We start from the raw sequence: 24,543 nt of genomic DNA, 5'->3' as shown, positions 1-24,543 counted from the left end.
GGAGCCTAGACCTCGGCGCGCGCAAGTCGAGCAAATGCGCCGTCTGCGTTGAGGAGGTTGTCATACGTGCCGCGTTCGATGAGCTGGCCGTTTTCGATGACCAGGATGTCATCGGCCTCGGCCAGTGTCTGAAGTCGGTGCGCAATAAAGATGCAGGTCGCTCCACATGCGCGGGCATTGTCTACGATACGAGCCTGCGTCAGTGGATCCTGGTGGCTGGTGGCTTCGTCGAAAATAACAATCTTTCCGGCGAGGTGTGCAGCGAGGTCATTGGGCTTAGTGCCGTCGGCTAGTACCGCGCGTAAGTAGGTGCGGGCCAGCGCCAGACGTTGACGCTGACCACCGCTGAGCCGCTGCGCGCGGCGGCCAATGGGCCTGTCCAGCGGCATCTCAGCAGGGTTGATGGCGGCGAGTTCGAGCGCCCAGTGCATCAGTGATTCGGGAACCTCGCAGCCATCAGGCGCGCCGAGACATAGATTCTCAGCGATGGTGGCCTCCATGAGAAAGGGATTCTGATCTGCGACAACAACCGTTCGGCAGACATTGGTTGAGCCGAGGTCACGGGCATTGTGGCCATTGATGATGACCTCGCCGACATCCGGATCGACATGCCGCTGGATTAGCCGGGAGAGTGTGGACTTGCCCGAACCAGTTGGGCCGACCACACCGATGAACTGGCCTGAGGCAATGCGCAGATTGATCTTGGTCAGTGCAGGGTTATCGGCGCCAGGGTAGCGGTAGCTGACATCGCTCAGTTCGAGGGCAGGGACTGAGTCGCCGGAGTTGGCCCTCGCGGTCTGCGCGTGGTGCAGGTCCAGCGACTCCGGCTGCTTCGGCTCTTCCACAGTCGGCGGCTGCGCGGCCAGCTCCCTGATCCGAGTGACTGCATTGAGTCCCGCTGGCAGAGAAGATGCCAGGCGCTCGATCGAATCCATTGATGAAGCAGTTCCCGCCACCAGGGACGTCGTCACCAAAACAGCAGGGAGCATACGGTAGTCGGCTGAAAGCGCCGGGATACCAGCACAAAAGACGGCAATGCTGCCACCCCAAATCCGAAGTCCGGTCGCGCCAGAGCGCAGTCCAGCCCGCTTGCCGCCTGCACGCATTTTCTGAGCAAGCTGTTCATCGAGCTCACGCAATCCCCGCAGCCGCTGCTCGGCTGCGCCGTAGATGAGGATTTCCTCCCGAAGGCGCAGCGTATCGGCAATGTACTGCGCAATGTCCGTGCGTGTGGAGTTCGTTGCGGAAGCCTCCGTCGTCGCCTTCTTAGAGCCTGCGAGCGCAATCACAAAGCCAACCGCGAAGGTCAGCGTCAGAGCAATCGCAGGCAGGGCTCCGGCAGTCGATGCCGCTGTCACGACCGCCATCAGCGGAATCAGTACGGCCGTCACCGCGGGCGCAATTGTGTGCGCGAAGAAGACTTCCACTCGGTCAACATCACGAATCGCAATTGTGTGAATCCTGGCAGTACCCAGCCCATCGGTTACCGCGGGCGCCTGCGGGATAAGACGCTCGACGATCCATAGCCGCAGCTCGCCGAGCAGCCGAAACGCAGCCAGATGCCCGAGGTACTGCTCGACATACCGCAGAATCGCTTTCAACAGCGCCAGCCCTGCAACCACGCCAATGACCGCCCACGTCCACTGCATGCTCAAGCTTTGCGACGAGTCGGTTGCGTCCCACTTCGACAGCGCAATTGTGGCAATTGCCCAGGCGGGCACAGCCAGCATCAATGCACCCAGAATGTGCCCAGCCACGCGTGCGAGGATAGATGCACTGAGCGCTCCGCGAGCCTGTGCGGAAAAGCGCAGCAACCAGATGATGTTGTTCATGTCAGCTCTCCTCGGTCAGCGCTCGTGCGTAATACTCATTGCTTGTGCTCAGTTGGTCGGGTTTGCCCGCAGCCACGATCCGGCCTTCGGCGACGACAATGACCAGATCAACGTCCGATAGCGCTTCCATGCGGTGAGCGACCATGATGCTCGTTCGTCCTTCAGCAAGGCGGGTCAAGGACTCCTTGATGAGACCTTCCGTCCGACGATCGATGTCCGCTGTCGGCTCGTCGAGAAGCACAATCGGAGCAGTACCGAGCAGACCACGCGCAATGGCCAGGCGGCGTCGTTGCCCGCCTGAGAGCCAATTGCCCTGATCGCCGACCTCCGAATCGAGACCACCAGGGCGCTGCTCGATTTCGGTGAGTAAGTGCACGTCGCGAAGTGCTTTTCGCATATCGACGGCCGTTGCGTCCGAGCATGCGATGCGAAGATTGTCCGCGACGGTGGTGCCGAAGATGGCTGGTTGCTGGGAGATGAGCAGCGAGTTGGCGAGCAACTCCGGGGTTGAAAGCGCGTGGCTGTCAAGGCAGACTTCCCCGGAATGCGGCTGTAGGCCTGCGAGTACACGCAGGAGTGTGCTCTTTCCGGAACCGCTGGGGCCAACGATGCCGACTCTGCTGCCGGCTGGAATTGTCAGGTTGATATCGGAGAGAATGCGCTTTTCGCCGATGTCAACGCTCACATCGCGGAGGGAAATCTCCGGTGCGTGCGGTGCGGAGGCTTTGGCGGAATGCGCTGTTCCGGTTGTGAACGCTTTAGCGGCAGGCTCACCGAATACCTCCACTATTCCGTTTCGATGCGTGCGCCCGCCGAGTCCGATGTAGAAAGTGCGGCCGACGCGATTGACGGGCTCGTAGAGCAGAACGGATAGGAAAACGCCTGCGAGAGCTGTGCCAACGCTGATTGCATCTGCCTGCAAACGCAGCAAGACAAGACCGATTGCGGTCGTCGACATTGCAATACCAAAAACCGCGTCGTTGACAATAATCATCAGCTGATTGCGGGCGAGTAGGGCGGTGAGCTCAGCCATCGCGGTGCGAGTTTGGCTGGCAAAACGCGTCATGACCCGATCAATTGCTCCAAGAACTTTGAATGTTCCCAGCCCTTCGAGCATCTCCAAGTAGGCATGCGTGGCCTTCGCTTGCTTTCGGCGATACGTCGCATTGGATTTCCGCAGAATCTTTCCCGCACCAATAATGATCAGCGGCGTGGAAATGAAAAATAGTGCCAGCCACAAGGCGGTTTTCGTATCCACCCACAAAGCCCAGACCGCCAAAATGATCAGTGGAGCACTAAACGAGGCCAACGTGGGAGCGAGAAATGTCGCTCGGTAGTTCGCGGTCTGTTCGACGCTTGTGGTCGCGGCATCGAAGAGTAGGCCTTCGCCAGTGTTGGACGCGCTTCGGTGTGAGTGACCGGATTTCCCGCCACCGTGCCCTCTTCCATGCGCGTGCTTCGGGGCTTGTTCAGGAGCGGAAAACTCCGGCTTCAGCACACTGCCAACCACATGTGAGCGCCACAGCTTTTCCTGCTCGCCAGCAAGCCGTGGTGGCAATGCCTCGGTGACATAAGCACAGAGGCTTCCCAGAATGACCGCCACAATTGCAGCGGACAGGGATTCATGAAGTCCCCACTGCCCAAACCAGTTGCCGCCACTGGTGTCTGCGACACCGCCGTACAAACTGCTTAGAGCATCGAGCGTGTATCCAAGAGACACGGCGCTGAGAGCGAAGAAAAAGCTGCGCCCCCAGCTGGATAACAAAACCCAGTGCATTCGGCGGGGTGGGGAAGTCAGTGCTTCATGAATCCACATAGCGACGTGAAAACCTATTTTCTATTTAGCCAGTGCGTCAGCGATCTCACGCAGTCCATCGGGCATGTGCATTCCGGCGGTGCCAGAGGTCGTCTTCGCATCAATTAGTTGCACTCGATCATTCTTGACCGCAGCGACGTCGGCAAGCGCCGGATTATCCAGCAACTCCTGGAATGGAGCCTTGCCCTGGCCGTGGAAATCCTGAATCAAAATGACATCCGGATTCAGCTGCACAATTGTTTCCGGATCAGCGGGAACGGCACCCGGGCGCTTACCCTTTGGCGAAATCGGCTCGCCACCGGCCAGCTCAACGAGATTCGGCGTCGCCGACTGCATGCCCATAATCATCTTCTGACCACCGCGGGCAAACAGGACCAGCGTCTTTGGCTTAGTTGTGGAGTCAATTTCCGAGAGAATCTCTTCGGTTTCCGATTCAATCTTGGCAACCATCTCGGCCGCCTTATCTTCGGCTCCGAGCAACTTGCCGAGTTTGGTCACCGACTCTGCCAGCGCCTTCGGCGAGGCGAAATCACTGCTGGCAAACGCCGCGGTCGGAACATCGCTGGCACCCAGCAGCTCACTTGCCGACTGCTCCTGATCATGGCGGCTGGTCATCAACACCATGTCCGGCTCATAGGACAGAATCTGCTCCGGATCCGGCTTCGTGGAGTTGGCAATCGCGTTAGGCACCTGACGCGCCAGCTCAACCTGATTACCCGAGCTCTCATCGAGCGCATTCTTCGTCACGGCTACGACACGCTCTGGCCCAACCAGTTCCAACGCCAGATCCGCAACCTCGGTCGACAGTGCAACGATGCGCTTCGGCTGACTCTGCACCGTAACGTCGTGATCGCCGACGGTCACAGTACGCGGCCACTGCGCCTGCTGGTTTGTCGAAGTTTCGCTTGACGACGACTGCTGCGCCGTCTCCTCCGAGGAAGAACAAGCGACCACCGCAGCGAGGGGGAGTGCTGCAATCAACGGCAGAGTGACGGCCTTTTTAGAGTTTCGCTTCAAGGCAGAGATAGGAGAAGTTGGTGAAAACACGAAAGTACTTCCTTGAGTGTTGAGTTTTGATTGTTGGGGAGTTTTCGGTTGCGTTGGTGCTAGCTGGAATCAGTCAGCCGGGCGAGCCCGAGCCAACGCCGTCACTCGCACCGAACCGGTATGTGGATCGGTATCGACAGCGCTGGCGATGCGATAAATCGCATCTATTCGGGGAGGCGTCAGCACTTCTTCGGCGGAACCAGTGACTTCCAATCCGCCGTTGTGAATCACACTGAGCCGGTGGCAGCTGCGGGCCGCGAGGTTGAGGTCATGAAGGACGACTCCGATACCGTGGCCCTCGTCGGCAAGCTCGCCGAGGAGCTCGAGGATTTCCAGCTGAAACCCGATGTCCAAGGCCGCAGTGGGTTCGTCGAAAAGCATGACCTTGGCCTGTTGTGCCAATAGTTTTGCGATGAACACCAATTGCCGCTGCCCGCCGGACAGAGCCGTGATGGGACGGTCGGCGAGTGCGGTGACACCAACGCGGTCGAGGGCGTAAGCGACGATATCGTGATCCGTGGAGTTTAGTGAGCTGCGGAAACGGTCACGCCGACGGTGGTGCGCGTACCTGCCGAGTGCCACGACAGTTCGAACGTCAATAGCGGCATCGGCCGGTGTGTGCTGCGGCAGGTACGCCAACCGGGTGGCGCGTTCGTGGGCACGAAGCTTCGTCAGCGGCGCACCGAGGAGCTCAACCTGCCCCGAACTCGGTGGCACAATGCCCGCCATAGCACGGAGCAAGGAGGATTTTCCGGTGCCATTGGAACCGATGATGCCGTGGACCTCGCCAGGTCGAATAGCGAGGTTCACGCCACTTACGACGGTCCGATTGCGGTAACCGACACTGAGGTCGGTAGCCCGCAGCAGCGCGGTGCTATCGGCGTCTGGCTTAGTGACGTGGTCGCTGAGGTTTTGTGTCTGCTGACTCATGACTGGCGGCCACCTTGCCGAAGAATCAACGCGAGTAGCGCCGGTGCGCCAAGGAACGCGGTGACTGTGCCAGTTTGCAGAGCAACTGGGGAAAAGAGACTGCGGGCGACGAGGTCGGCGAGAATGAGAAACACTGCGCCGAGGCACATAGAAATGGGCAGCAGGCTGCGGTGATCGGGGCCGATGGCAAGGCGAATCAGGTGCGGGACGACCAATCCGACAAAGGAAATAACGCCAGTGACAGCGACGCCCGCTGCCGTGACTAACGCAGCCAGGGCGAGCAGCAGTTGCCGGATCCACACTGTGCGCATACCAGTGGCAGCGGCCTGTTCTTCGCCGAGGAGGAACAGGTTGAGTTCGGGAATGAGCATCATCAAGATAACCGTGCCGACGGTAATGGGGCCGACTGCCAGTGCAATGTCCTGCCAATTCGAAGCAGTTAAATCGCCGTTGAGCCAGAACATGGCCTGTTGAGCGTCATCGCTGTGTGGCGCGTTCGCGATGGTGGCGGAGATGACTGCGCCGAGGAACGCGTTGAGTGCAATACCGACGAGCAACAGGGTGGCTCCACTGCCGCCATTGAGACCGGCGACGATTTGGACAAATATGACAGCCAGCAACGCGCCTATGAATGCGCCAGCCGAAAGAACCCACGGTGCTTTCGCGGCCACGCCAGTGACGATGAGAATGACGGCTACCACTGCTGCACCGGAGGAGACACCGGTAACACCGGGTTCGGCCAGCGGATTGCGAAAAACTGCCTGCATGGTTGCACCTGCGACAGCGAGCGAGGCACCGACCAGTCCAGCAAGGAGGACACGGGGCAGCCGGATGCTCCAGACAAGTGATTGCGTGGCAGGGGATATCTCTGGCAGAAGGTGGTTGAGAGCCGGGAGGTCGTCGGAAAGCGTCTTGATGAGCGGGGTGAGCAGCGCGACGATGCCGTTGCTGAAACCTGTTCCCGCGGGGCCTATGGAGATCGCCAAGAGGATTGTGGCGGGGACGGCCAGGAAAAGTAGAAAGCCGAAGAGCCGGGCTCGAAGTTTTTGTTTTCGAGTGTGCGGAAGAGAAGCTCTATCGACAATAGTTTTCACTTGGTTAATGATGGACAATTTGAAAATAATTGTCAATAAAGGCGTGTCGGTGGGGCTGTGGGGTCCCCTAAGAACAGCAAAACCCCGCACCAGCTCCCTTGTGAAAACAGGGTGCTAATGCGGGGTGAAGAAGCTCTGTAGCTTACTTCTTGTCGCCCAGGCGCTCGTCTGCCATGTCGCGAACCTTCTTGATCTGGTCGGCCTTGTCCTCGCCGAGCTTGTCCTTGCCCAGCTGCTCAGCCTTGTCCAGAACCTTGTCGGTGTTCTCTTCGTTGCTCAGTGCTTCCTTGGCCTTGTCCATAAGTCCCATGGTGAAGACTCCTTCCATTTTTAATGTCTATTCGCGTTTTTTCGTTTGCGGCATAGAGTGTACCGATGAATTGGCGACGTTGCGACCGTTTTGGACTCACGGAGCGAATCCGGGATTCGACTAGCAGCACCGTGACTGACGGCTATTGAGTGGCTATTGAGCTGTCTTGGTGCGGGCTTCATCTGCCTTGTGCATGACTTCGCGCTCGTACTTGCCGACGAAGATCATGAGGACAAACGCAATAGCGACAACTCCAATGAGGGTTGCGAATGTGACATTCCAGCCTGCGAAGTCGATCAAGAGACCGACACCAGTGGAGGCGAGTGTTGCGCCGAGAAGGTATCCGAACAATCCAGTGAAACCAGCTGCGGTTCCCGCAACATACTTAGGCGAGAGGTCGATGGCCTGCAGTCCGATGAGCATGATTGGGCCGTAAATGAGTGCGCCGATCAGGGAGATGAGCACATAGAACATCCACAATGGTGCCGTAGCGGGTAGCTGCCAGTATGCGAAAATGGTGATGCCGGTGCCGATCAGGAAGAGCATGCCGGCGCCTGAGCGCCAACCCTTGAAGACCTTGTCGGAGACCCATCCGCACAGCAGGGTGCCCACAATTGCTGCGCCCTCGTAGAGCATGAATCCGATGATTCCGCCCGTGACGTTGGTCTTGTGCAATTCGTTTGTCAGGTAAATCGGAATCCAGTTGAGAACGCCGTAACGAAGTGCGTAGACGAACACATTGGCCAGCGCCAACATGACGATAACCGGATTGGTAAGAACATGGTTCTTGACGATTGCGAACCAGGGTTCTTGTGCCTCGTCATTAGTTCCTTCGACCTTGTCTGGGTCGTTACGGTATTCCTCTACCGGAGGCAGTCCCATGGATTGCGGGTTGTCTCGAATCAGCAGGAATGCGATGGCAGCAATCACGAGCGCGACAATCGCCGGTAGCCAGAATGCGGGAGTCCAGTCGGCATCGGAAGTGGCGAACGAATGCAAGCCCCAGGCTGCCAGAGCACCACCGACGGCGGCACCGACATTGTGGGCAGTGTTCCAGATCGACATCAAAGTGCCGCGCTCGGATGTCGAGAACCAGTGGACGACAACGCGTCCAGAAGGAGGCCAGCCCATGCCTTGGAACCAGCCATTGATGAACATGACTGTCGCGAAAATCGCAACAGAGGCACTGATCGCTGGGACGAACGCAACAAAGAGGTTTACGACCGCGGACAGTGCTAGGCCAAGCGGGAGGAAGTACCTGGCATTGGCCCTGTCGGAGAGCATGGCCATGAAGAACTTGGATAGGCCGTAGGAGAAGAGAACCGCATTGGCTACGATGCCAATTCCGGCTGCACCCAGTAGGTCGTGCTTTTCCAGCACAGCGGACACCAGGGGGATGTTATTTCTGATGAGGTAGAAGCCCGCGTAGCCGATGAAGATGCCCATGAAGACGTTGAACCGCCAGGTCCGGTAGGTCGGGGCAATCTTTTCCTCGGGAAGGGGAGCTGCTGGGCCGGGGACGCTGAGCCAGCCGAGCCTCTGACTGCTCATGATGAGAGTCCTTTCGCTGAAGGCCGCCGTTGCCTCTGGTGCAACCTGTGTGGGTGGCTAGGGTGGCAGGCGGATAGCTTTATCGTTTCAGCGGTGAGTTTACAGCGACTTTATCCCCTATTAACGGGTTGTTAACTTCCCGGTCTTGGAGGCCTGTGGAGGGGGTTGGTGTAAAGGCGATTAACGCATGTCATTGGTTAGAGAATGTCGTTAATAGCCTCGGTGGGGCGCGCCATCCGTACCCCCTTATTGGTGACGACAAACGGGCGCTCAATCAGGCGTGGGTGCGCAACCATTGCGTCCAGAAGTTCCTCGTCGCTGGAGTCCTTGGAGAGTTCCAGTTCCTTGAACTCTGCTTCCTTGGTGCGCACGGCATCGATGACGTTCAGGCCTGCCGCCTCGATTAGCGAGCGCAGCTCGGCCTTGGTTGGAGGAGTGTCTAGGTACTTGATGATTTCCGGCTCGATGCCGGCTTCGCGTAATACGGCGAGAGCCTGGCGGGACTTTGAGCAGCGGGGGTTGTGATAAATCTTCGCTTCCATGCCTCCATCATGGCTGATGTTGTGGTGTGAAGGTTAGCGCTGTGGTGAAACCGCCTGCGGTTAGATCCTGTTCACTGTTTATCTTTAAAAATGTAACGCCAAAAACACTTAAGTTCAATAGGTTGAAAATAGTTGTCGTTAGGTTTACTCTCACACGTGATAGATGAACGGCGAAGTGCGCCCCAACCGCCCCTAAGGTGACCAGATTTACTGAAGCGGCCGGTCAGCGTAGCCGTCGCAAAGCAATAACAAATAATCAAGAGCGGACACCAACATGACAATTTCCGGAAAACTTTCGCGATCAGCTAAGTCCATGTGTGCGGGCCTTTCGATCTTGCTAGCGGGCGCCGGCCTTGCAGCGTGTGGCGATGGCAGTGAGGGAGCCAGCGGCGAGAACCCAATCAACGTCGTGGCTTCCACGACGCAGATTTGTGATTACGTGAAGCAACTGGACATCGATGCAGTTGATTTGACCTGCCTGTTGGCGCCGAATGCAACAGCACATGAGCTGGAAATGACCCACGAGCAGCTGACCAAGACTGGTAACGCCGATCTCTTGTTCGTCAACGGCGTTGACCTGGAGCACTTCCTGGATCAGGCGATTGAGTCCTCGGGCTTTTCCGGAACGATGGCAGTAACCAGTGGCGTTCTCACTGCAGGTGACGTAGATGCCATGAAGGCAGCCAAGGACACGGACAAAACCAAGCCGCTGCCACCAGAGAAGGCGAAGAATGGTAACTACACCATCGACCGAGGGGTGGAAAAGATTGATGTCGCCCCATGGCCATTCCCGCCGGAAGAACCCGGTGAGGAGGCGGAATTCCGCTTCGATCCGCATGTATGGACCTCGCCGAAGAACGCCAAGATCCAGGTTGCCAATATCGGCTACGCCCTGGAACAGGTTGCTGAGGAACGTGGCGACAATGAGCTGAAGTCCACCATCGCCGACCACGTTGCGGCCTACCAGGACAAGCTGAATCAGCTGGATGAGTGGGTAAATAAGTCCATCGCCACCGTGTCGGACCCTGTGCTGTTTACCAGCCACGATGCCTTTGGATACTTCTCCCACGAGTTCAATATCAACTTCATCGGCGCAGCGCTGTCTGATTTCAACGAGCAGCAGGATGCCACGGCCGCGCATATCGCCGAGGCGGCAAAGACCGTGAAGGATGCGGGTGCAACCGCGCTGTTTGCGGAGAACTCGAACAACTCGAAATCAATTGAGGCGATCGCCAAGGCCGCAGGTGTCAAGGCCATCGTTGGTGAGGACGCACTCTACGGCGACTCCCTTGGTCCGGCTGGCAGTGATGGCGAGACCTACATCGGTTCCATCATCCACAACGTCACTCAGGTTGTGACGGCATGGGACGGAACTGTCGCGCCCCTGCCAGAGGGCATCAAATGAGCCGTAACCACTTAGCCAACCCCATGTCTGCCGAGCCCATAGTCACGCTCCGCGATGCCTCATTCGGCTACACGGCGGTACCCATCGTCAATCACATCACCGCCAATGTCGCGCCGGGTACCGGGCTTGCACTCATCGGCGCCAATGGCTCTGGAAAAACGACTGTGCTGCGCGGAATCCTGGGTGGGACTCGTCTTCTCACTGGTGAGATGCACAACAACGCGAAGATTGTGTCCTACGTCCCGCAGTCGGCAGACCTCGATCGCACTTTTCCGGTCACGGCGTTCGATGTCGTCGCCATGGGGGTGCTGCACGAACTGCGCCCCTTCCAACCGCTTGGACACCGCAAAGAACGCATCCACGCAGCGCTAGCCAAAGTCGGGCTTGCCGACCGCACCAGTGAACGTTTCGGCAACCTTTCCGGTGGTCAGCAGCAACGCGTTCTGTTGGCGCGTGCCATCGTCGCACGTCCGCAACTCGTGCTTCTCGACGAGCCGTTCAACGGCCTCGACACTGAAAATCGGGCGATGCTGCTGAATCTCCTCAACGAACTGAAGGAAAATGGCACGGCAATTATCGCGGCCACCCATGATCTCGTGCTTGCCGAGGACACCTGCGAAAACACATTAATTGTGGCAGAGCAGCCAGCTTTTGGTGCAACCTCGAAGTTGGTGCCAGCCTATGTGGACTGAGCTTGCGAATGAGCTTGGGGCAGCGCCTTTCATGTTCAGGCCACTAGTGCTGTTGATTGCCCTCGGGGCGGTCTCTGGCCTGGTCGGTGTCATCGTGAACCTGCGTGGCCTCGAGTTCAATGCCGAGGCCATGGTGCATTCGATTTTTCCCGGAATTGTGGCCGGTGCCGTATTCGGCGGCATCGACATGATTATCCCGGTGGCTGCAGCATTTGCGGTGGTAGTGGCAGTAGCACTGACCTTGGTATCGCGCTCGCACATGTCGGAAGCCGGAGTGGCAGTTGTACTGACCAGCTTCTTTTCCATCGGTGTGATTCTCTCGCTGAAGAAAGGTGACCAGTCAGGACAGCTGGAAGCGCTCATGTTCGGGCGACTGCTGGAAGTCACTGACTCCCGACTCACCAGCGCCCTGATTGTCTGTGCCATCGCCTTGGTTCTTATCGCAGTGACCTGGCGCCAGCAGGTGTTTGTCGCCTTTGATCGCTTCGGTGCCAAAGCCGCAGGAGTCAATGTGTGGGGCATCGACCTCACCATTAATGCGGCGATTGCTGCGGTGGTGGTGTCGTCGGCAAGCGCTGTGGGCGTGCTGCTGGTAGTCGGATATCTGGTCGTGCCGGGAGCGGCGGCGAGACTGCTGACTCGCCGAGTGCATGTGATGGTGCCGATTGCGATTGCAGTGGGTTGCCTCAGCGGAATCGTTGGTTTGGCGCTGGTGCCTTTGGGGCCGGTGTCTCCTCAGGCAGTCGTCGCGCTGACCTCGGTGGGACTGTATTTCATGGCACTGGGGCTGCGCGTTGTGCTGGGAGGAGACCGTGTCTAGCATCCTGATTTTGCCAATTATCGAACTGATACTGGTAGGAGCCCTGGCTGGAGTAGTTGGGGTGCTCGCGGTGCTGGGAAAACAAGTGTTCTTCGCAGAAGCGATTACACATGCGACTTTTCCCGGCGCGGTTGTGGGCGTTGTAATTGCGGCAGCGCTCGGCCTGAGCCACTCGTGGATTTCGGTGTTCCTCTTTATCGGAGCATTTCTGATGTGTATTCCGATTGGGGCACTGTTTGGTCTGTCAAAGGTGGGAACAACGTCCTCGGCGGCGGGAATTGTGCTGACATTTGGGTTCGCACTGGGCTACTTCCTGAACAAGTGGTTCGCCCCGTTGCCGGTGAAGGTAGAAAGCTTCCTGGTCGGCAGCGTACTCAACGTGAACAAGATTGATATTGCGCTGTCGGGTGGCCTCTTGCTGCTGGTGGCGTTGGTGCTGCTTGCTCGGTGGCGGCAGCTGATTTACTTCACATTCGACCCGGAGTCTTTCGGAGTCGCGCATTCGAGGAGAAAAGCACAGCTGGTCATCAGCGGGCTAATCGTTCTGACTCTGGTGGCGCTGATTCCGGCTGTCGGCACGATTCTATCCATCGCGCTGCTAGCTGCCCCGGCAGCTGCGCTCGTTGGGGTAGTGGACGATACCCGTTTGCTATTCGTGTTGGCGCCATTGATGGGTATCGCGATTGGCCTGGTGGGGCTATTCATTGCGGTGGCGGCGAATCTGTCAGTTGGCGGCTGCATTGGCGTGTGCGCCGGCTGTTTCTATGTCCCCCTCAAGATTGCGGCAACACGCAATAACGCTAAAGTCTAAAGAATGCACGTGGAGGATTTACCAGCAAAGACCCAGGACTACCTCAAGGTCATTTGGGATTTGCACGAGCGCACCGGTGAAAAAGTGGCACTTGGCGATGTCGCTGAGCGGATGGGTGAAAAGAAGCCCACCGCCAGCGAGGCCGTGAAGAAGCTAGCTGCACGTGGCCTTGTCAACCACGAGCCGTATCGGGGCATTAGCCTGTCGGACCGTGGGCGGGATATTGCGCTAATCATGGTGCGGCGCCACCGGCTGATTGAAAGCTTCTTGGTCTCGACTCTCGGATACACCTGGGATGAGGTTCACGAGGAAGCCGAAAAGCTTGAACATGCGGTCTCGGATGATTTCATTAGTCGCATTGATGCAATGCTGGGATTCCCTGAGCGCGATCCGCATGGCGATCCAATTCCCAGCGCAAGCGGTACCATCGCCAGCGCAGTGCGCACCGACCTGACGGATATCGAAGCCGGCGCGATGGTGGTAGTCGATCGCATTAACGACTCCGACCCTGAACTACTGCGCTATTTGGCGACATCAGGGGTAGGACCGGGGACCGTGCTCCGAGCCGAAGCCGCACCATATGCAGGCATGCATGTCTTTGCCATCCTCGATGAGGTGGACGATACCGAGCCAAAGAAAATTCATGTGGCAGACTCGGCACTATGGGCAATCAAGGCGACTCCAACAACGAACTGACGAGGGCCGCAGCGCGCTCTTACTATAAGGTGTCGCGGAATCTCACTGGGCCAACTAAAGTGCCACCCGCACCGTCAGTTTCGTTCGACAGCGTGAAAAGTGCTCGTCGACATGCATATGCCAGTGTCGAGAGCGTCGATGTGCCACTCAATGCCATCGCTATCTCGCCTGCTGAGCAGCAGGAACACATGGCTAATCTCGAACGCCGCTTGAATGCCTCGACCAAAGACATGCGGGCACTGCTGGACTACGAAGAGCAGCGCATTGAGGTCACTAGCACCGTCGAAGAGGCAATCGTCTATACGTTGCTGGCAATACTCCTTTTGGCAGCAGCCATCGGACTTGGCTACGCCAGCCACCTGGGGGCCGATGCGATTTTGAATGCTGCGGCGGAGGTGACGCCGCGATGAGTAAACGCTCAGGCTCCGACAACGGGTGCGCGACGGTCATTGTCGTATTTTTCTTCTTCGGCCTGATTGTTCAGCTCTTCGGTGTCACGCTGTGGATTCTGCAATATGCATTGCCAGTTGCGGGCTTGGTGCTTGCGATTCTCATCGCATACCAGGCGTGGGTCGGTGTGCGCCGCAGCGCTGAGGCGCACGAGCTCGCCGAGCGTAATCACGCTGAGCTGCAACAGATTGCCATGGACACCGAGTACCAGCTCACCGCAATCCTCTCTGCCTGGGACAACGTGAACACCACAATGGGTGTCGGCACCATCTACAAAGATGTATTTGCCTCCGGAGAGGCTACGCCGGAGCTCATCGAACTACGCGGTGAGCTATCTCGTGCTCGAAAGCTAAACAACCGACTGCGCGAGCAGCGCGAAACTATGACCAACCGGGAGCTAGTGGAAGCCATCTCTGATGCCGACGAGCTCTGGTGCTCGCTGACGAAGACATATCAGAACGCTCGTCGCGAGCTGTAGTAACGCACTTGAATTAGTCGACGGTCATCACAATCTTGCCGTCAGCGTGTCCGTCTTCCAATACTCGGTGGACCTCCGCGACCTCGGTGAGATTCTTAGTCAGGCCGATAGGAAGTGAAATCTCACCGGCAACTACGCGGTCGGCCAGGTCGGCATAAATAGTCGTGTCATTCGAAATAGCCGGAATGTGTGCTTCAATGCCACGTTCCCTCGCCGGTGTCAGGTCGGCCAGCGAAGGCAGCGCCACAATCCGGCCATCCGATGCCAACACATCCAGTGAGGGCAGGAAAGTGTCGAAATACACGCCGTCAAGGACAACGTCCACGCCCTTGGGGAACTGTTGTCGCACAGCCTCGAATACATCTTCCGCTGTGTAATCAATGTGCTGTGCACCAAAGCCCACTAGTTTTTCATGATGGCGTGACGACGCACTGGCCAACACAGTTGCGCCACGGGCGACCGCCAGCTGCGTCATCAGCTGGCCAACACCGCCACCGGCACCATGGATGAGTACGGTGTCCCCGCTTTTTACCTTTGCAAGCTGCTCGACAGCCACGGTCGCCGTGATTCCCACTAGGGCAAGGCCCGCAGCGGTAACGTCGTCAAGCGAATCGGGCGTTCGGACCACACCGTCGGCGGGGAAGACGTTGTGCGTTGCGTAGGTGCCGCGGAAGTCGTCGAAGCTGCGCATACCGAAGACACGGTCGCCGGGGGCGAAGCTGTCCACACCTTCGCCGACGGCAACGACTTCGCCAGCAGCTTCGCGTCCGAGCACTGCGGGAGGGGCGAACTTTGCGCACAGACCGGAAGAGCCATCGCGCATCTTGTAGTCCAGCGGATTCGCGCCGATGGCTGTGGTCTTGACCAGGATTTCGCCGGGACCGGGCTCCGCAGGGGTGCGGGGAACCTGCGTGAACTCCTCGGGGCCGCCAAAGCGATTGATGATCATTGCGTAAGACGTCGAGTTATTGTGTGCCATTCCACGATGGTAGGTGAGTTCGGCAGCGTTGGGGCATGCGACGCGTACGGGGTGCGACCCGTAGGGTGCCTACGCTCTGCATACTTTCCAGCTTCAGAAACTTGCGGGATTGAGTTCACATATTCAGCGCGTATAAATAGTGGAATGATGCAACAAAATCAGACGACTCCAGATCCCCAAAGGTGGCGAATACTCTCAGTTCTACTGACGGGTATCTTTATGGCGCTGATTGCTGTGAGCATCGTCAATGTGGCTCTGCCCAGCATCCAGACCGGGCTTGAGGCACGTGACGCGGATGTGCAGTGGGTGCTCAGCGGCTATGCCTTGTCATTTGGCGTAGTTCTGGTGGCTGCGGGGAGAGCAGGTGATTTGCTCGGCCGCGGCGGGCTCTACATCCTTGGCATGGTTATCTATACCCTCGCCGCTATCGCTGCAGGCTTTGCCCCGAGTATTGAGATGTTGAACGTTGCTCGCTTTGTTATGGGCATCGGTGCCGGATTCTTTAACCCGCAGGGTGTCGGCATGATTCAGCAGTATTTCAACGGACGTGAGCGAGCCATCGCTTTCGGCTATTTCGGCACTGTCGTGGGTGTTGCAGTGGCCATCGGCCCGCCGCTGGGTGGATTGCTCATCCGTCTCGGCGGCCCCGACCTGGGTTGGCGGCTGACCATGCTGGTCAACGTCCCGGTTGGCATCCTCACTATTATTCTTGGGCTCATATTCTTCCCGCGCCCCTACCTGCGGCGACTTCGCAATGCAGACGGCAAACCAATTGGTCTTCTGCGCACGATTCGCGCGCTTGACCCAGTTGGTTCATTGTTGCTGGGGCTCACCGTCCTCATGGTCATGCTGCCGTTTATGGAGTCGCGCGGATCCGCATGGGTATGGGCCATGCTTCCTGCGGCAGCAGTGCTGCTTGCGGTGTGGTTGAAGTGGGAAAAGCACATGAAATCCACACCGACCGCGCCGATGGTGGATTTGGATATTTTCCGGCTCCGCCACTTCCGCAACGGCGCGATTATTGCCACATTATGGTTCTTCGGTACGACCAGTATCTGGGTGCTCGTGGCGCAGTACTACCAAAATGCGCTGGGGCACTCGGCATTGGTGTCCGGTTTGATCGGTCTGCCCGCAGCGGTACTCAGCTCGTTTTCTGCGAACTGGGCTGGCCACCACTTGGACAAGGGAGGCCGCAGGATTGTCATCGGCGGCATCGCCATCTCGATTACCGGGCTGCTGCTGACCGTGGGGGTCATCGCGCTGCACAGCAAATTCGGTGTCAGCGAGTACTGGATGATTCTCACCTTGTGCTTCGTTGGCGCCTCGGGCGGATTGGTTATTTCGCCAAATCAGGCACTGTCCCTGCGTGATGTGCCATTGACCTACGCCGGTGCCGCAGGTGCAGTGTTGCAGACCGGCCAGCGCATCGGTACTTCCGTCGGTCTGGCGGTTATTCTCGCGGTTACGTTTGCGGTAAAGGATGCATTTAATTGGGAGGTCGGTGCTGCCGCTGGCTTCCTCACCATCAGCACGGCCTTCTTCGCGACACTGCTTGTGGCCGTGGCCGACGACCGTGGCGACACAAAAGCGGTGAATCTCTCGCGTATTGCGGAGCCACCGCATTAGTATCGAATCCCATGATTGAGAGAGCTTTCTTTTCCGACCTCAGTGCGACCGATGCGTATGCCATCTCGGCGCTGCGTACCGACGTGTTCTATCTTGAGCAGTCCTGTGAGGAGCCGGAAATGGATTGGCGCGACCTGGAAGATACCGCAGAGCACTATTTCATCCGCGACGACAATGACTCCCGCAAGATTATTGCGTACTTGCGTGTAATTGACACGCTCGATGAGTACTCTTCGAGCTACCCGCGCACCATCGGCCGAGTTGTCGTCGATGCTGCGAGCCGGGGTAGGGGGTTGTCCTCGAAACTGCTGCAGCAGGTCATCGCTGACCACCCGGATACGGGGCTAATTCTGCATGCCCAGACGCAGGCGAAAGGTGTGTACGAAAAAGCCGGCTTCCATGAGGTCGGGGAGACCTTCATGGAAGCCGGCATTGAGCACATCACCATGGTTCGTGATGCAGCCCGTGGCGAAGCCTAGGAATTAATCGCCTAGACTCCGGTTTGTACGGCGTTGCTTACTTTCGGGTTTAAGCGTTGACCTTCGAATCCGCCAGGATGCGATTCAGGGAGTCGATGCTGGCCTTCGCATCGCCGATAAGCATGTCGGTGTTTTCGTTGAAGAACAGCGGGTTCTGCACGCCCGAGTAGCCCGAACCCATCGACCGCTTGAGAACAATCACGCGCTCAGATTCCCACACCTTCAGCACCGGCATACCCGCAATCGGGGAGCCCGGCTGCTCTGCCATCGGGTTGACGGTGTCATTTGCACCGATGACCAGGGTGACATCCACATCAGCGAAATCATCGTTGACCTCGTCCAGCTCCAGCACGATGTCGTAGGGAACCTTGGCCTCAGCCAGCAGCACGTTCATGTGACCCGGCAGGCGGCCAGCGACTGGGTGGATACCGAAGACCACTTCCTTACCGTCGGCACGCAAATTGCGTACCAGATCGGCGACGGCGTACTGAGCCTGTGCCACAGCCATACCGTAGCCCGGAGCGATGAGGATCTTGTCCGCGTTGCGCAGGATTTCTGCAGTGTCCTCGTGGTTGACCTCAGTGTGGGAGCCTTCCACAGCGCTTGCCGACGTAGCTTCGGAGCCAAAGCCACCCAGAATAACGTTGGCAAAGGAGCGGTTCATGGCCTCACACATGATGTACGACAGGTAGGCGCCGGAGGAACCAACCAGCGCACCGGTGATGATGAGCAGCGGGTTGCCAAGCATGAGACCGGTGAAAGCAGCGGCCCAACCGGAATACGAGTTCATGATGGACACGACAACCGGCATGTCGCCGCCACCGATGGCGATGACCAAGTGCCAGCCCAAAAACAGGCCCAAAGCAGTCACAGCAACCATGCATGCCCATGCGATGGTGCCGCCCTCGGTGCCGGTTGCGATGAAGACAGCCAGGAGAACCAGAGTGACCACCAGAATGGCAATGTTCAGAGCATTGCGGCCTGGCAGCAGCAGCGGCGAGCCCTTGATCTTCTCAGACAGCTTCAGGCCAGCGACGATGGAACCAGTGAAGGTCACAGCGCCGATGAAGACGCCAATGTAGACCTCGCCGAAGTGGAACTTCAGGGCATCGGGGGCGACATCTTCGGCGAAGATGTAGGAGTTGAAGCCGATGAAGATAGCGCCGAGTCCGACCAGACCATTGAACAGTGCAATCAGCTGCGGCATGCCAGTCATGGCAACGCTGCGTGCGCGGGTGATACCGATGACACCACCGATGCCGATAGCGACAGCGATGAGAATCAGGGTAATCAGCGGGGAGAAGTGAGTATCCGGCTTGGTGTCAGCGGTGACGAGTGCCTGAAAGATGGCAATGACAACGGCGACGGCCATGCCGGCAATACCGAAGGCGTTTCCGCGGCGAGCGGTCTCCGGCTTGGACAGGCCCGAGAGGGCAGCGAGGAACAGGACAGCGGCGACAATGTAGCCGACGTTGGACAGGCGGTAGGTCCAGTCCAGAAGCGAAGCAGTATCAATGCTAGCCATTAGACTTTATGCCTCCTCTTTCACAAACATGCCAAGCATGCGGTCGGTGACGGCGAAACCGCCGAAGATATTGATGGAGCTAACCACGATGGCCGCGAACGCGAGACCGGAAACCAGCAGGTTGGAGCTTCCCACCTGGAGAATCGCACCCACCAGAACAATGCCGGAAATCGCGTTGGTCTCAGACATCAGCGGTGTGTGTAGGCGCGGCGTGACCGCGGAGATTACGTAGAAGCCAAGCACGATAGCCAAGGTGAGAACCATGAAGTTGGCGCTCACGCTGTGCGGTGCGCTGAGCATAACCACAATTGCCAGCAGTGCCGTCAGGCCCAGAGCAATCTTCGAGCCCAGGCCAGATCCCATGAAGGAAACCTTCTCCGGCGCATTCTCTTCTAATGCGGCCTGGTGAGCCTGCTGCTCCTGCAGTGGGGCAGCAGGGGTGACAGCGACCTTGATTGGCGGTGGTGGCCAGAGAATCTCAGCTCCGGTAGCGCCGGCGCCATTTTGTGAGCGAGCCTTTGTCACCGTGATGCCACGGATAATCTCGTCCTCGAGATTGAGAACTGGAGAGCCATCCTTTTCCGGCGTGATCAGCTTGAACAGGTTGAAAATGTTCTGGCCGTACAGCGACGATGCCTGCGCGGGCAGACGTCCTGCAAGGTCGGTGTAACCGATGACGGTCACACCGTTGTCAGTGACAATGGTCTTGCCTGGAACGGTCATCTCGCAGTTGCCGCCACCGGCGGCAGCCATGTCGACGATGACGCTGCCTGGCTTCATAGCTGCAACATCGGCAGCAGTCAGCAGCAGTGGAGAGCGACGGCCAGGGATATTCGCGGTGGTAATGACAATGTCAGCCTGCGCGGACTGCTCGGAGTAGAGCTTCGCGGCAGCGGCAGCCTGATCATTGGTCATTTCCTTGGCGTAGCCATCTTCGGACTTCTCGGTGGCGGCCGGAATCGGGATGAACTCTGCACCCATCGATTCGACCTGTTCACCGGCTTCAGGGCGCAGGTCTGTTGCCTTAACAACCGCGCCCATAGAGTTGGCCGTACCGATCGCCGCAAGTCCGCCGACACCAGCGCCGATGACGTAAACGGTAGCTGGTGGCATCTTTCCTGCGGCAGTCACCTGACCAGTGAAAAGGCGACCATATGCAGAAGCCGCTTCGACTACTGCGCGGTAGCCGCCGATGTTGGCCATCGACGACAGTACGTCCATCGACTGTGCCCTGGAAATGCGGGGAACTGCATCCATAGCAAGGGCGGTGATGTTGCGTTGCGCGAGCTCTTCGACCAGTTCTTCGTTTCGGCCTGGCGCAAGTCGGCTGATCAGCATGGCACCGTCGTTAAGCAGTGCACGGAACTGCTCCGGCGGAGTGTCGAGCGTTACGACGATATCGCTGTGCCAGACAGACTCGTCGACAATGGTGGCACCGGCGGATTCGTAGTCCGCGTCGGTGAACTTAGCAGCCAGGCCGGCGTCAGCCTGCACGGCGACCTCGTAGCCAAGCTTGACGAGTTTGCCGACGGTCTCCGGGGTCGCAGCCACAATTGTTTGCTGGGGATCGGGTTCTAAAGGGATGCCGATTCTCATTGTGGGAGTTCTTTTCTGTTCGGGGGTTTTATTAAGGGCCATGCGCACTCGGTTGTCGGTTAACAGTGAGTGTGGGCGTGGCCACTTTCTCCTTGGTGTCAATAAGGTATGCGCTGGTGGGGAGGCAGCGGAGGCGTTTGTGGAAAAAGGTAATAAAAATATGTGGGTAACGGTGGTGAGGTGGGTTTTCTGAATCTACGGACTCTTGGAAAGGGGGTAGGAAATGGGGGTGATGGTGTTAATTTTGGGCGAGAGTGAACATTTTCAGCGCTCTGAATGATTGTTTGAGGGGTGAAAGATGGGGGAGGCTATTTCTGTCTTTACGTATGTATTTACGTATTAGGTAAATTCGTATTCCTAGGTTCTTGGCAAGAGTTAAGGAAAACGATGATTGGTTCACTAAAGACGGACGGAAAGCCCGTGTCGGCATCCCGTCAAGGGCGGGCGCGCACGTTCTCGAAGGTGGTTGCTCTCTCGCTCGCAGCTGGTGTGGTTCTCGGCGGACAGGCGCCAGCGCAGGCGGCACCGCGCATTGGCCAGCTGCCGGACATCACTGCACGTGAAAGCACTGTTGACTACCAGAACTCGGAAACCGTGGACAAAATTGGCGGTGGTCTGGTGGATGTTATGGGTGGCGTGAACCGCGCCATCTCCGGTGGTGAAAGTGGCTATATCACCGAGCCGTTCGCCCCAGAGGCGGGGTACCTGCGCAAGGAGTTCGGAGCGATGGGCTCCCACCCAGTTGCCGCAACCCGTGAAGCAATGCCATGTGATGGTGTCGTCTACACCATCTACAACCGCGTACTGCGGGACCTCCACGGTCTCCACGGCACCACCGGCTGCTATGACGTGTTGCCGGAATCGGCTAACGCCTCCCCAGTTGGCGCGCAGCTCATTTACCCGGCGGATATCGACTCCATGGAGTCCGCGCCGCTGATGGTTCTGAGCCCTGGCATTGGTACTGAGCCAGGTATGTACGACGCGCAAGCGCGACTCTATGCAAGCCACGGATATGTCGTGGCTCTTGGCTACAACTTCACTAACTGGTTCGCGCCGCAGATGGTGCTGGCAGCCTCCGTGGCCGCAGCGGCCAATGAGGACGAGTCCACGCCACTTGCAGGCAAGATCGATTTCTCCCGCACGATGCTGGTCGGGCACTCTGCAGGTGGTGGCTCCGCAATCTTCCTGAACAACAGGATGGATAAGGCCTTCCAGGCTGCGGGTATCGATATGGTCACCCGCGGTCTGGTTGCCATCAACCCAGGGCCTTCCGACGCTGGGTTAATCTCCACCCCGCCGGAGATTCCGAGCCTAGTTGCCATTGCGGAACACGAGGACATCGTTCCTTTTGATGCAGATCGACGTGGTTACCGCGATGCTGCAGGGCCTGCCTGGGAAGCGGTAGTCACCGGTTCCTACCACGGCACCTACCTGGATGATCCGTCCAAGAATGTGCTCGGCTCGATGGTGCTGTCCTTTAGCGAGTATGTGCTCGCCGGAACGAGTCGAGCAAAGGCCGTCTATGCGGGTGCTAACTACGGCCTGGCCACTGACTCCGAGCTCAAGGACGTTCAGCGCAAGGGCGTCTAGAGCTGGCTACTCCATCGACTCTGGAATTAGCTTTGCCGCGGCTTCGGCGATTGCCTTGCGCTGCGCTTTCGTGAGCTGATTGCCGTTGAGGTAGTCGTTAGCCCAGAGGCCATCGGAAATCATTTGGACAACGTAGGCCATGCAGGCATCCTGGTCGGTGGCAATCCGTTCTACCGGCGGATTCCACCGGCGCAAAAGGCGCGTCCAAATCTCGCGCAGCTCCGGGTCGGCGGCAGAGTCGATGGACATGAGTAGCTCGGCCCTCGTTGCCGTATCCAGCGAGACCTGGAGGTTTGCGCGTAGGCGGTTGGCGGGGGATACCTCCTCTGCGGGCCCACCTGCGGCTTCGATAAGCTCCTCCTCCCATAACTGCGCCATGTGCTCATGGACGCTGCGGATCATGTCTTCGCGGGAGGGGAAGTGGTAAATCAATCCTGATTTACTCATTCCGCATTGAGTTGCAACATTTTCGTAGGTGACCTCGGAAAAACCGCTTGTCTCGATAATCTCAACGATTGTGTCGAGGATGGCAGTGCGCTTACTCGTGCGCATATTCAGTCTCCTTCGGGTTGCCGCGGAATGCCACCGCAGTCGCAATCGCTGCAATGACAGCAACGACAGCCAGGATAATCAAAATGGCCAGGTAGGAACTGTCGAGGCCGGCGCGGGCGCCGTCGTTAAGCGCTGGCGTGTGAAGTGCATCGGTGAGTGAGATGCTGGCGTCGACAGGCGTAAACAGGGTGTAGAACATAGGCAGGAGACTGCCTGTGATTGCGACGGTAATCAGTGTGCCGAATTCGTAGGACACGGATTCCATCGCCGCCGCCATACCTGCCTTTGACCTCGGCGCTGAGCCGATTATCGCAGTCGACGACACCGACATCACAGAACCTGCGCCCGCGCCGAGCAGTATCAATCCCGCGATCATGAGCGAGAAATTGCCCGAGGAAACGCCGTAGTACATGCCTGCCAGTCCGACGGCGTTGAGGAGGAAGCCGCCGGTGATGAGTGTGCGGAAACCCACTCGATGGAGCACCATGCCGCCGATGACACCAACTGGCAAGGATGCCAGTGCCGCGGTGGCAACTAGCAAGCCCGCGTCGAGTGGTGTGTATCCGACGGAAATCTGGAAGCGCTGCGTCGTCATCAATTCGGCGCCTGCCAGGACAAACATGGCAAGCGCTGCTGCCAGCACGCCACCGGAAAACATCGGCGAACGGAAGACCGAAAAGTCGATGAGGGGTTCGGTAAGACGTGCCTGACGACGCTGAAACAGTGCCGCGCCCACTAGCCCACAGGCGATAGCTGCGACGATGACGGTGGAGGAGCGATGGCCGGCGAGTTCCTTGATGAGTGAAACCAGGCCCAGCATGGCCAGCATCGCGTAGAGGCTGGTGAGGAAGTCCCAGTGTTTGGCTGGGTTGGGCTGATTTGGTGGAGCGAAAATCAGCGTGCCAATGATTGCGAAAACTACGACAGGGATGTTGATAAGGAAGATTGAGCCCCACCAAAAGTGCTCCAACAGGAAACCGCCGACGACGGGGCCAGCAGCGGCACCCAGTGTTGCTGTGGCTGACCAAATGCCAATAGCCGTGGCAAGTTCACGAGGGTGGTGGAAGGTCTCACGTAGCAAAGCGAGGGTTGCCGGCATCATGGTCGCGGCGCCCAGTCCTAGACAGCCGCGAGCGATGACCAGCGCCCAGGCGTGCGGCGCAAAGGCTGCGGCCAGGGATGAGAAGCCAAAAATTGTCAGGCCCACAAGAAACATCTTGCGGTGACCGATGCGGTCGCCCAGGGTGCCTGTGCCGAGGAGGAGTGCGGAGATTACCAGTGGGTAGGCGTTGATGATCCACAGGCCCTCCAACTCGGTTGTGTGGAGCTGCTCGCGCAGAACCGGCAGAGCAGTGTAGAGCACCGAGTTATCTATGCCGATGAGTAGTAGGCCGGCGCTGATGATAGCGAGGAAGATCCACCTGTGGGTGACTGAAGTGGGCGGATTAGCCCTCGTGGAAGCGGCGTGGTCGGTACCTGTCATTCCAGTAACTGTAACGAACGTTCGGTTTAGTTACAACTTCTGAAGAGTGCCGATTTAGGTTTAAAACTTCAAGAAAAGTAAGCCAATCCCGCACAAGGAGCCGGTGAAAAAGTGTCTAAGTTGCAGGCGTTGTTGAGGTGCGAATTCACGGACGCCGTTCGATCCGTTACCGTGATGGTGTCCCCCTCACGGGGCGCGGTCACCGTGCCCGGTATGGCTTATCTGCGTGAACATTTCCA

At 58.2% G+C, this 24,543-nt stretch carries 23 protein-coding genes; 10 read left to right on the top strand and 13 right to left on the bottom strand.

Annotated elements, in window-relative coordinates; translation table 11 throughout:
• Positions 1–5 precede the first annotated feature (5 nt).
• From HMPREF3130_RS05350 to arsC, 8 genes are all read right to left on the bottom strand, one after another.
• On the bottom strand, positions 6–1,832 hold the full coding sequence (locus tag HMPREF3130_RS05350) for an amino acid ABC transporter ATP-binding/permease protein (RefSeq protein WP_070429479.1): 1,827 nt from the start codon (positions 1,830–1,832) through the stop codon (positions 6–8).
• A 1-nt stretch (position 1,833) separates the two neighbouring features.
• Positions 1,834–3,552 carry an ATP-binding cassette domain-containing protein gene (locus HMPREF3130_RS05345; RefSeq protein WP_246815115.1) on the bottom strand — a complete coding sequence of 573 codons (1,719 nt, stop codon included), beginning with the start codon at positions 3,550–3,552 and terminating at the stop codon, positions 1,834–1,836.
• A gap of 117 nt (positions 3,553–3,669) precedes the next feature.
• Positions 3,670–4,695, bottom strand: a complete 1,026-nt coding sequence (locus HMPREF3130_RS05340) for an ABC transporter substrate-binding protein (RefSeq protein WP_070429477.1) — start codon at positions 4,693–4,695, stop codon at positions 3,670–3,672.
• Positions 4,696–4,764: 69 nt separating this feature from the next.
• Positions 4,765–5,625: an ABC transporter ATP-binding protein gene (locus tag HMPREF3130_RS05335; protein ID WP_070429476.1), complete on the bottom strand. Its 861-nt coding sequence runs from the start codon at positions 5,623–5,625 to the stop codon at positions 4,765–4,767.
• Positions 5,622–6,611 (bottom strand): FecCD family ABC transporter permease, encoded by a 990-nt coding sequence (locus tag HMPREF3130_RS05330; protein ID WP_231367182.1) that lies wholly within the window; start codon positions 6,609–6,611, stop codon positions 5,622–5,624. The genes HMPREF3130_RS05335 and HMPREF3130_RS05330 overlap by 4 nt, the downstream gene beginning before the upstream one ends.
• 250 nt (positions 6,612–6,861) lie before the next feature.
• Entirely contained in the window at positions 6,862–7,029 is a 168-nt protein-coding gene (locus HMPREF3130_RS05325; RefSeq protein ID WP_016422348.1) for an antitoxin, read from the bottom strand.
• Between the two features lie 153 nt (positions 7,030–7,182).
• Complete coding sequence (locus HMPREF3130_RS05320; RefSeq protein WP_070429474.1) at positions 7,183–8,580, bottom strand: MFS transporter; 1,398 nt, start codon at positions 8,578–8,580, stop codon at positions 7,183–7,185.
• A gap of 197 nt (positions 8,581–8,777) precedes the next feature.
• Positions 8,778–9,122: an arsenate reductase (glutaredoxin) gene (gene arsC, locus HMPREF3130_RS05315; RefSeq protein ID WP_069359604.1), complete on the bottom strand. Its 345-nt coding sequence runs from the start codon at positions 9,120–9,122 to the stop codon at positions 8,778–8,780.
• 274 nt (positions 9,123–9,396) lie between these two features.
• Here arsC and HMPREF3130_RS05310 point away from each other — a divergent pair, with 274 nt between their 5' ends.
• From HMPREF3130_RS05310 to HMPREF3130_RS05280, 7 genes are all read left to right on the top strand, one after another.
• Positions 9,397–10,527 carry a metal ABC transporter substrate-binding protein gene (locus tag HMPREF3130_RS05310; RefSeq protein WP_070429473.1) on the top strand — a complete coding sequence of 377 codons (1,131 nt, stop codon included), beginning with the start codon at positions 9,397–9,399 and terminating at the stop codon, positions 10,525–10,527.
• Entirely contained in the window at positions 10,524–11,219 is a 696-nt protein-coding gene (locus HMPREF3130_RS05305) for a metal ABC transporter ATP-binding protein (RefSeq protein WP_070429472.1), read from the top strand. Before HMPREF3130_RS05310 ends, HMPREF3130_RS05305 begins: the two co-directional genes overlap by 4 nt.
• Complete coding sequence (locus tag HMPREF3130_RS05300; protein WP_070429471.1) at positions 11,209–12,039, top strand: metal ABC transporter permease; 831 nt, start codon at positions 11,209–11,211, stop codon at positions 12,037–12,039. Before HMPREF3130_RS05305 ends, HMPREF3130_RS05300 begins: the two co-directional genes overlap by 11 nt.
• The gene (locus HMPREF3130_RS05295) at positions 12,032–12,850 is read left to right on the top strand and encodes a metal ABC transporter permease (RefSeq protein ID WP_070429470.1); all 819 of its coding nucleotides are present in this window, start codon (positions 12,032–12,034) and stop codon (positions 12,848–12,850) included. The genes HMPREF3130_RS05300 and HMPREF3130_RS05295 overlap by 8 nt, the downstream gene beginning before the upstream one ends.
• A gap of 3 nt (positions 12,851–12,853) precedes the next feature.
• A complete protein-coding gene (locus HMPREF3130_RS05290; protein ID WP_038628213.1) occupies positions 12,854–13,546 on the top strand; it encodes a metal-dependent transcriptional regulator in 693 nt (230 codons plus the stop codon).
• A gap of 92 nt (positions 13,547–13,638) precedes the next feature.
• Positions 13,639–13,956: a hypothetical protein gene (locus tag HMPREF3130_RS05285; protein WP_070429469.1), complete on the top strand. Its 318-nt coding sequence runs from the start codon at positions 13,639–13,641 to the stop codon at positions 13,954–13,956.
• Positions 13,953–14,474 (top strand): hypothetical protein, encoded by a 522-nt coding sequence (locus tag HMPREF3130_RS05280; RefSeq protein ID WP_038628219.1) that lies wholly within the window; start codon positions 13,953–13,955, stop codon positions 14,472–14,474. Before HMPREF3130_RS05285 ends, HMPREF3130_RS05280 begins: the two co-directional genes overlap by 4 nt.
• Positions 14,475–14,487: 13 nt before the next feature.
• On the opposite strand, the gene HMPREF3130_RS05275 is transcribed toward HMPREF3130_RS05280, so the two are convergent.
• The gene (locus HMPREF3130_RS05275) at positions 14,488–15,453 is read right to left on the bottom strand and encodes a quinone oxidoreductase family protein (RefSeq protein WP_070429468.1); all 966 of its coding nucleotides are present in this window, start codon (positions 15,451–15,453) and stop codon (positions 14,488–14,490) included.
• Positions 15,454–15,597: 144 nt separating this feature from the next.
• Between HMPREF3130_RS05275 and HMPREF3130_RS05270 the strand changes: the two genes are divergently transcribed.
• Positions 15,598–17,079 (top strand): MFS transporter, encoded by a 1,482-nt coding sequence (locus tag HMPREF3130_RS05270; RefSeq protein ID WP_070429467.1) that lies wholly within the window; start codon positions 15,598–15,600, stop codon positions 17,077–17,079.
• Between the two features lie 11 nt (positions 17,080–17,090).
• A complete protein-coding gene (locus HMPREF3130_RS05265; RefSeq protein ID WP_070429466.1) occupies positions 17,091–17,558 on the top strand; it encodes a GNAT family N-acetyltransferase in 468 nt (155 codons plus the stop codon).
• 49 nt (positions 17,559–17,607) lie between these two features.
• Here the strand turns inward: HMPREF3130_RS05265 and HMPREF3130_RS05260 are convergent, their stop codons facing one another.
• Complete coding sequence (locus tag HMPREF3130_RS05260; RefSeq protein WP_070429465.1) at positions 17,608–19,083, bottom strand: NAD(P)(+) transhydrogenase (Re/Si-specific) subunit beta; 1,476 nt, start codon at positions 19,081–19,083, stop codon at positions 17,608–17,610.
• A 6-nt stretch (positions 19,084–19,089) separates the two neighbouring features.
• Positions 19,090–20,679, bottom strand: coding sequence for a Re/Si-specific NAD(P)(+) transhydrogenase subunit alpha (locus HMPREF3130_RS05255; RefSeq protein ID WP_070429464.1), 1,590 nt, complete (start codon positions 20,677–20,679; stop codon positions 19,090–19,092).
• 387 nt (positions 20,680–21,066) lie between these two features.
• On the opposite strand from HMPREF3130_RS05255, the gene HMPREF3130_RS05250 reads away from it, so the two are divergent.
• Positions 21,067–22,269, top strand: coding sequence for an alpha/beta hydrolase (locus tag HMPREF3130_RS05250; protein ID WP_070429463.1), 1,203 nt, complete (start codon positions 21,067–21,069; stop codon positions 22,267–22,269).
• Between the two features lie 6 nt (positions 22,270–22,275).
• On the opposite strand, the gene HMPREF3130_RS05245 is transcribed toward HMPREF3130_RS05250, so the two are convergent.
• Together HMPREF3130_RS05245 and HMPREF3130_RS05240 are read right to left on the bottom strand one after the other, a co-directional pair.
• Positions 22,276–22,821 carry a TetR/AcrR family transcriptional regulator gene (locus HMPREF3130_RS05245; protein ID WP_049189337.1) on the bottom strand — a complete coding sequence of 182 codons (546 nt, stop codon included), beginning with the start codon at positions 22,819–22,821 and terminating at the stop codon, positions 22,276–22,278.
• Positions 22,808–24,304, bottom strand: a complete 1,497-nt coding sequence (locus HMPREF3130_RS05240) for an MFS transporter (RefSeq protein ID WP_048734909.1) — start codon at positions 24,302–24,304, stop codon at positions 22,808–22,810. Before HMPREF3130_RS05240 ends, HMPREF3130_RS05245 begins: the two co-directional genes overlap by 14 nt.
• Between the last annotated feature and the right edge of the window lie 239 nt (positions 24,305–24,543).

Origin of the sequence: Corynebacterium sp. HMSC14B06, assembly GCF_001807075.1 — a bacterium.
Classification (GTDB): Bacteria; Actinomycetota; Actinomycetes; order Mycobacteriales; family Mycobacteriaceae; genus Corynebacterium; species Corynebacterium jeikeium_D.
The sequence above is the reverse complement of the archived record's forward strand: the minus strand, read 5'-3'. Positions and strand labels throughout refer to the sequence as shown.

Coding starts and splice junctions, on each gene's coding strand:
- HMPREF3130_RS05350 (WP_070429479.1), bottom strand. CDS start 1,832: ATGAACAACATCATCTGGTTGCTGCGCTTTTCCGCACAGGCTCGCGGA.
- HMPREF3130_RS05335 (WP_070429476.1), bottom strand. CDS start 5,625: ATGAGTCAGCAGACACAAAACCTCAGCGACCACGTCACTAAGCCAGAC.
- HMPREF3130_RS05325 (WP_016422348.1), bottom strand. CDS start 7,029: ATGGGACTTATGGACAAGGCCAAGGAAGCACTGAGCAACGAAGAGAAC.
- HMPREF3130_RS05320 (WP_070429474.1), bottom strand. CDS start 8,580: ATGAGCAGTCAGAGGCTCGGCTGGCTCAGCGTCCCCGGCCCAGCAGCT.
- arsC (WP_069359604.1), bottom strand. CDS start 9,122: ATGGAAGCGAAGATTTATCACAACCCCCGCTGCTCAAAGTCCCGCCAG.
- HMPREF3130_RS05310 (WP_070429473.1), top strand. CDS start 9,397: ATGACAATTTCCGGAAAACTTTCGCGATCAGCTAAGTCCATGTGTGCG.
- HMPREF3130_RS05305 (WP_070429472.1), top strand. CDS start 10,524: ATGAGCCGTAACCACTTAGCCAACCCCATGTCTGCCGAGCCCATAGTC.
- HMPREF3130_RS05300 (WP_070429471.1), top strand. CDS start 11,209: ATGTGGACTGAGCTTGCGAATGAGCTTGGGGCAGCGCCTTTCATGTTC.
- HMPREF3130_RS05290 (WP_038628213.1), top strand. CDS start 12,854: ATGCACGTGGAGGATTTACCAGCAAAGACCCAGGACTACCTCAAGGTC.
- HMPREF3130_RS05280 (WP_038628219.1), top strand. CDS start 13,953: ATGAGTAAACGCTCAGGCTCCGACAACGGGTGCGCGACGGTCATTGTC.
- HMPREF3130_RS05275 (WP_070429468.1), bottom strand. CDS start 15,453: ATGGCACACAATAACTCGACGTCTTACGCAATGATCATCAATCGCTTT.
- HMPREF3130_RS05270 (WP_070429467.1), top strand. CDS start 15,598: ATGATGCAACAAAATCAGACGACTCCAGATCCCCAAAGGTGGCGAATA.
- HMPREF3130_RS05265 (WP_070429466.1), top strand. CDS start 17,091: ATGATTGAGAGAGCTTTCTTTTCCGACCTCAGTGCGACCGATGCGTAT.
- HMPREF3130_RS05260 (WP_070429465.1), bottom strand. CDS start 19,083: ATGGCTAGCATTGATACTGCTTCGCTTCTGGACTGGACCTACCGCCTG.
- HMPREF3130_RS05255 (WP_070429464.1), bottom strand. CDS start 20,679: ATGAGAATCGGCATCCCTTTAGAACCCGATCCCCAGCAAACAATTGTG.
- HMPREF3130_RS05250 (WP_070429463.1), top strand. CDS start 21,067: ATGATTGGTTCACTAAAGACGGACGGAAAGCCCGTGTCGGCATCCCGT.
- HMPREF3130_RS05245 (WP_049189337.1), bottom strand. CDS start 22,821: ATGCGCACGAGTAAGCGCACTGCCATCCTCGACACAATCGTTGAGATT.
- HMPREF3130_RS05240 (WP_048734909.1), bottom strand. CDS start 24,304: ATGACAGGTACCGACCACGCCGCTTCCACGAGGGCTAATCCGCCCACT.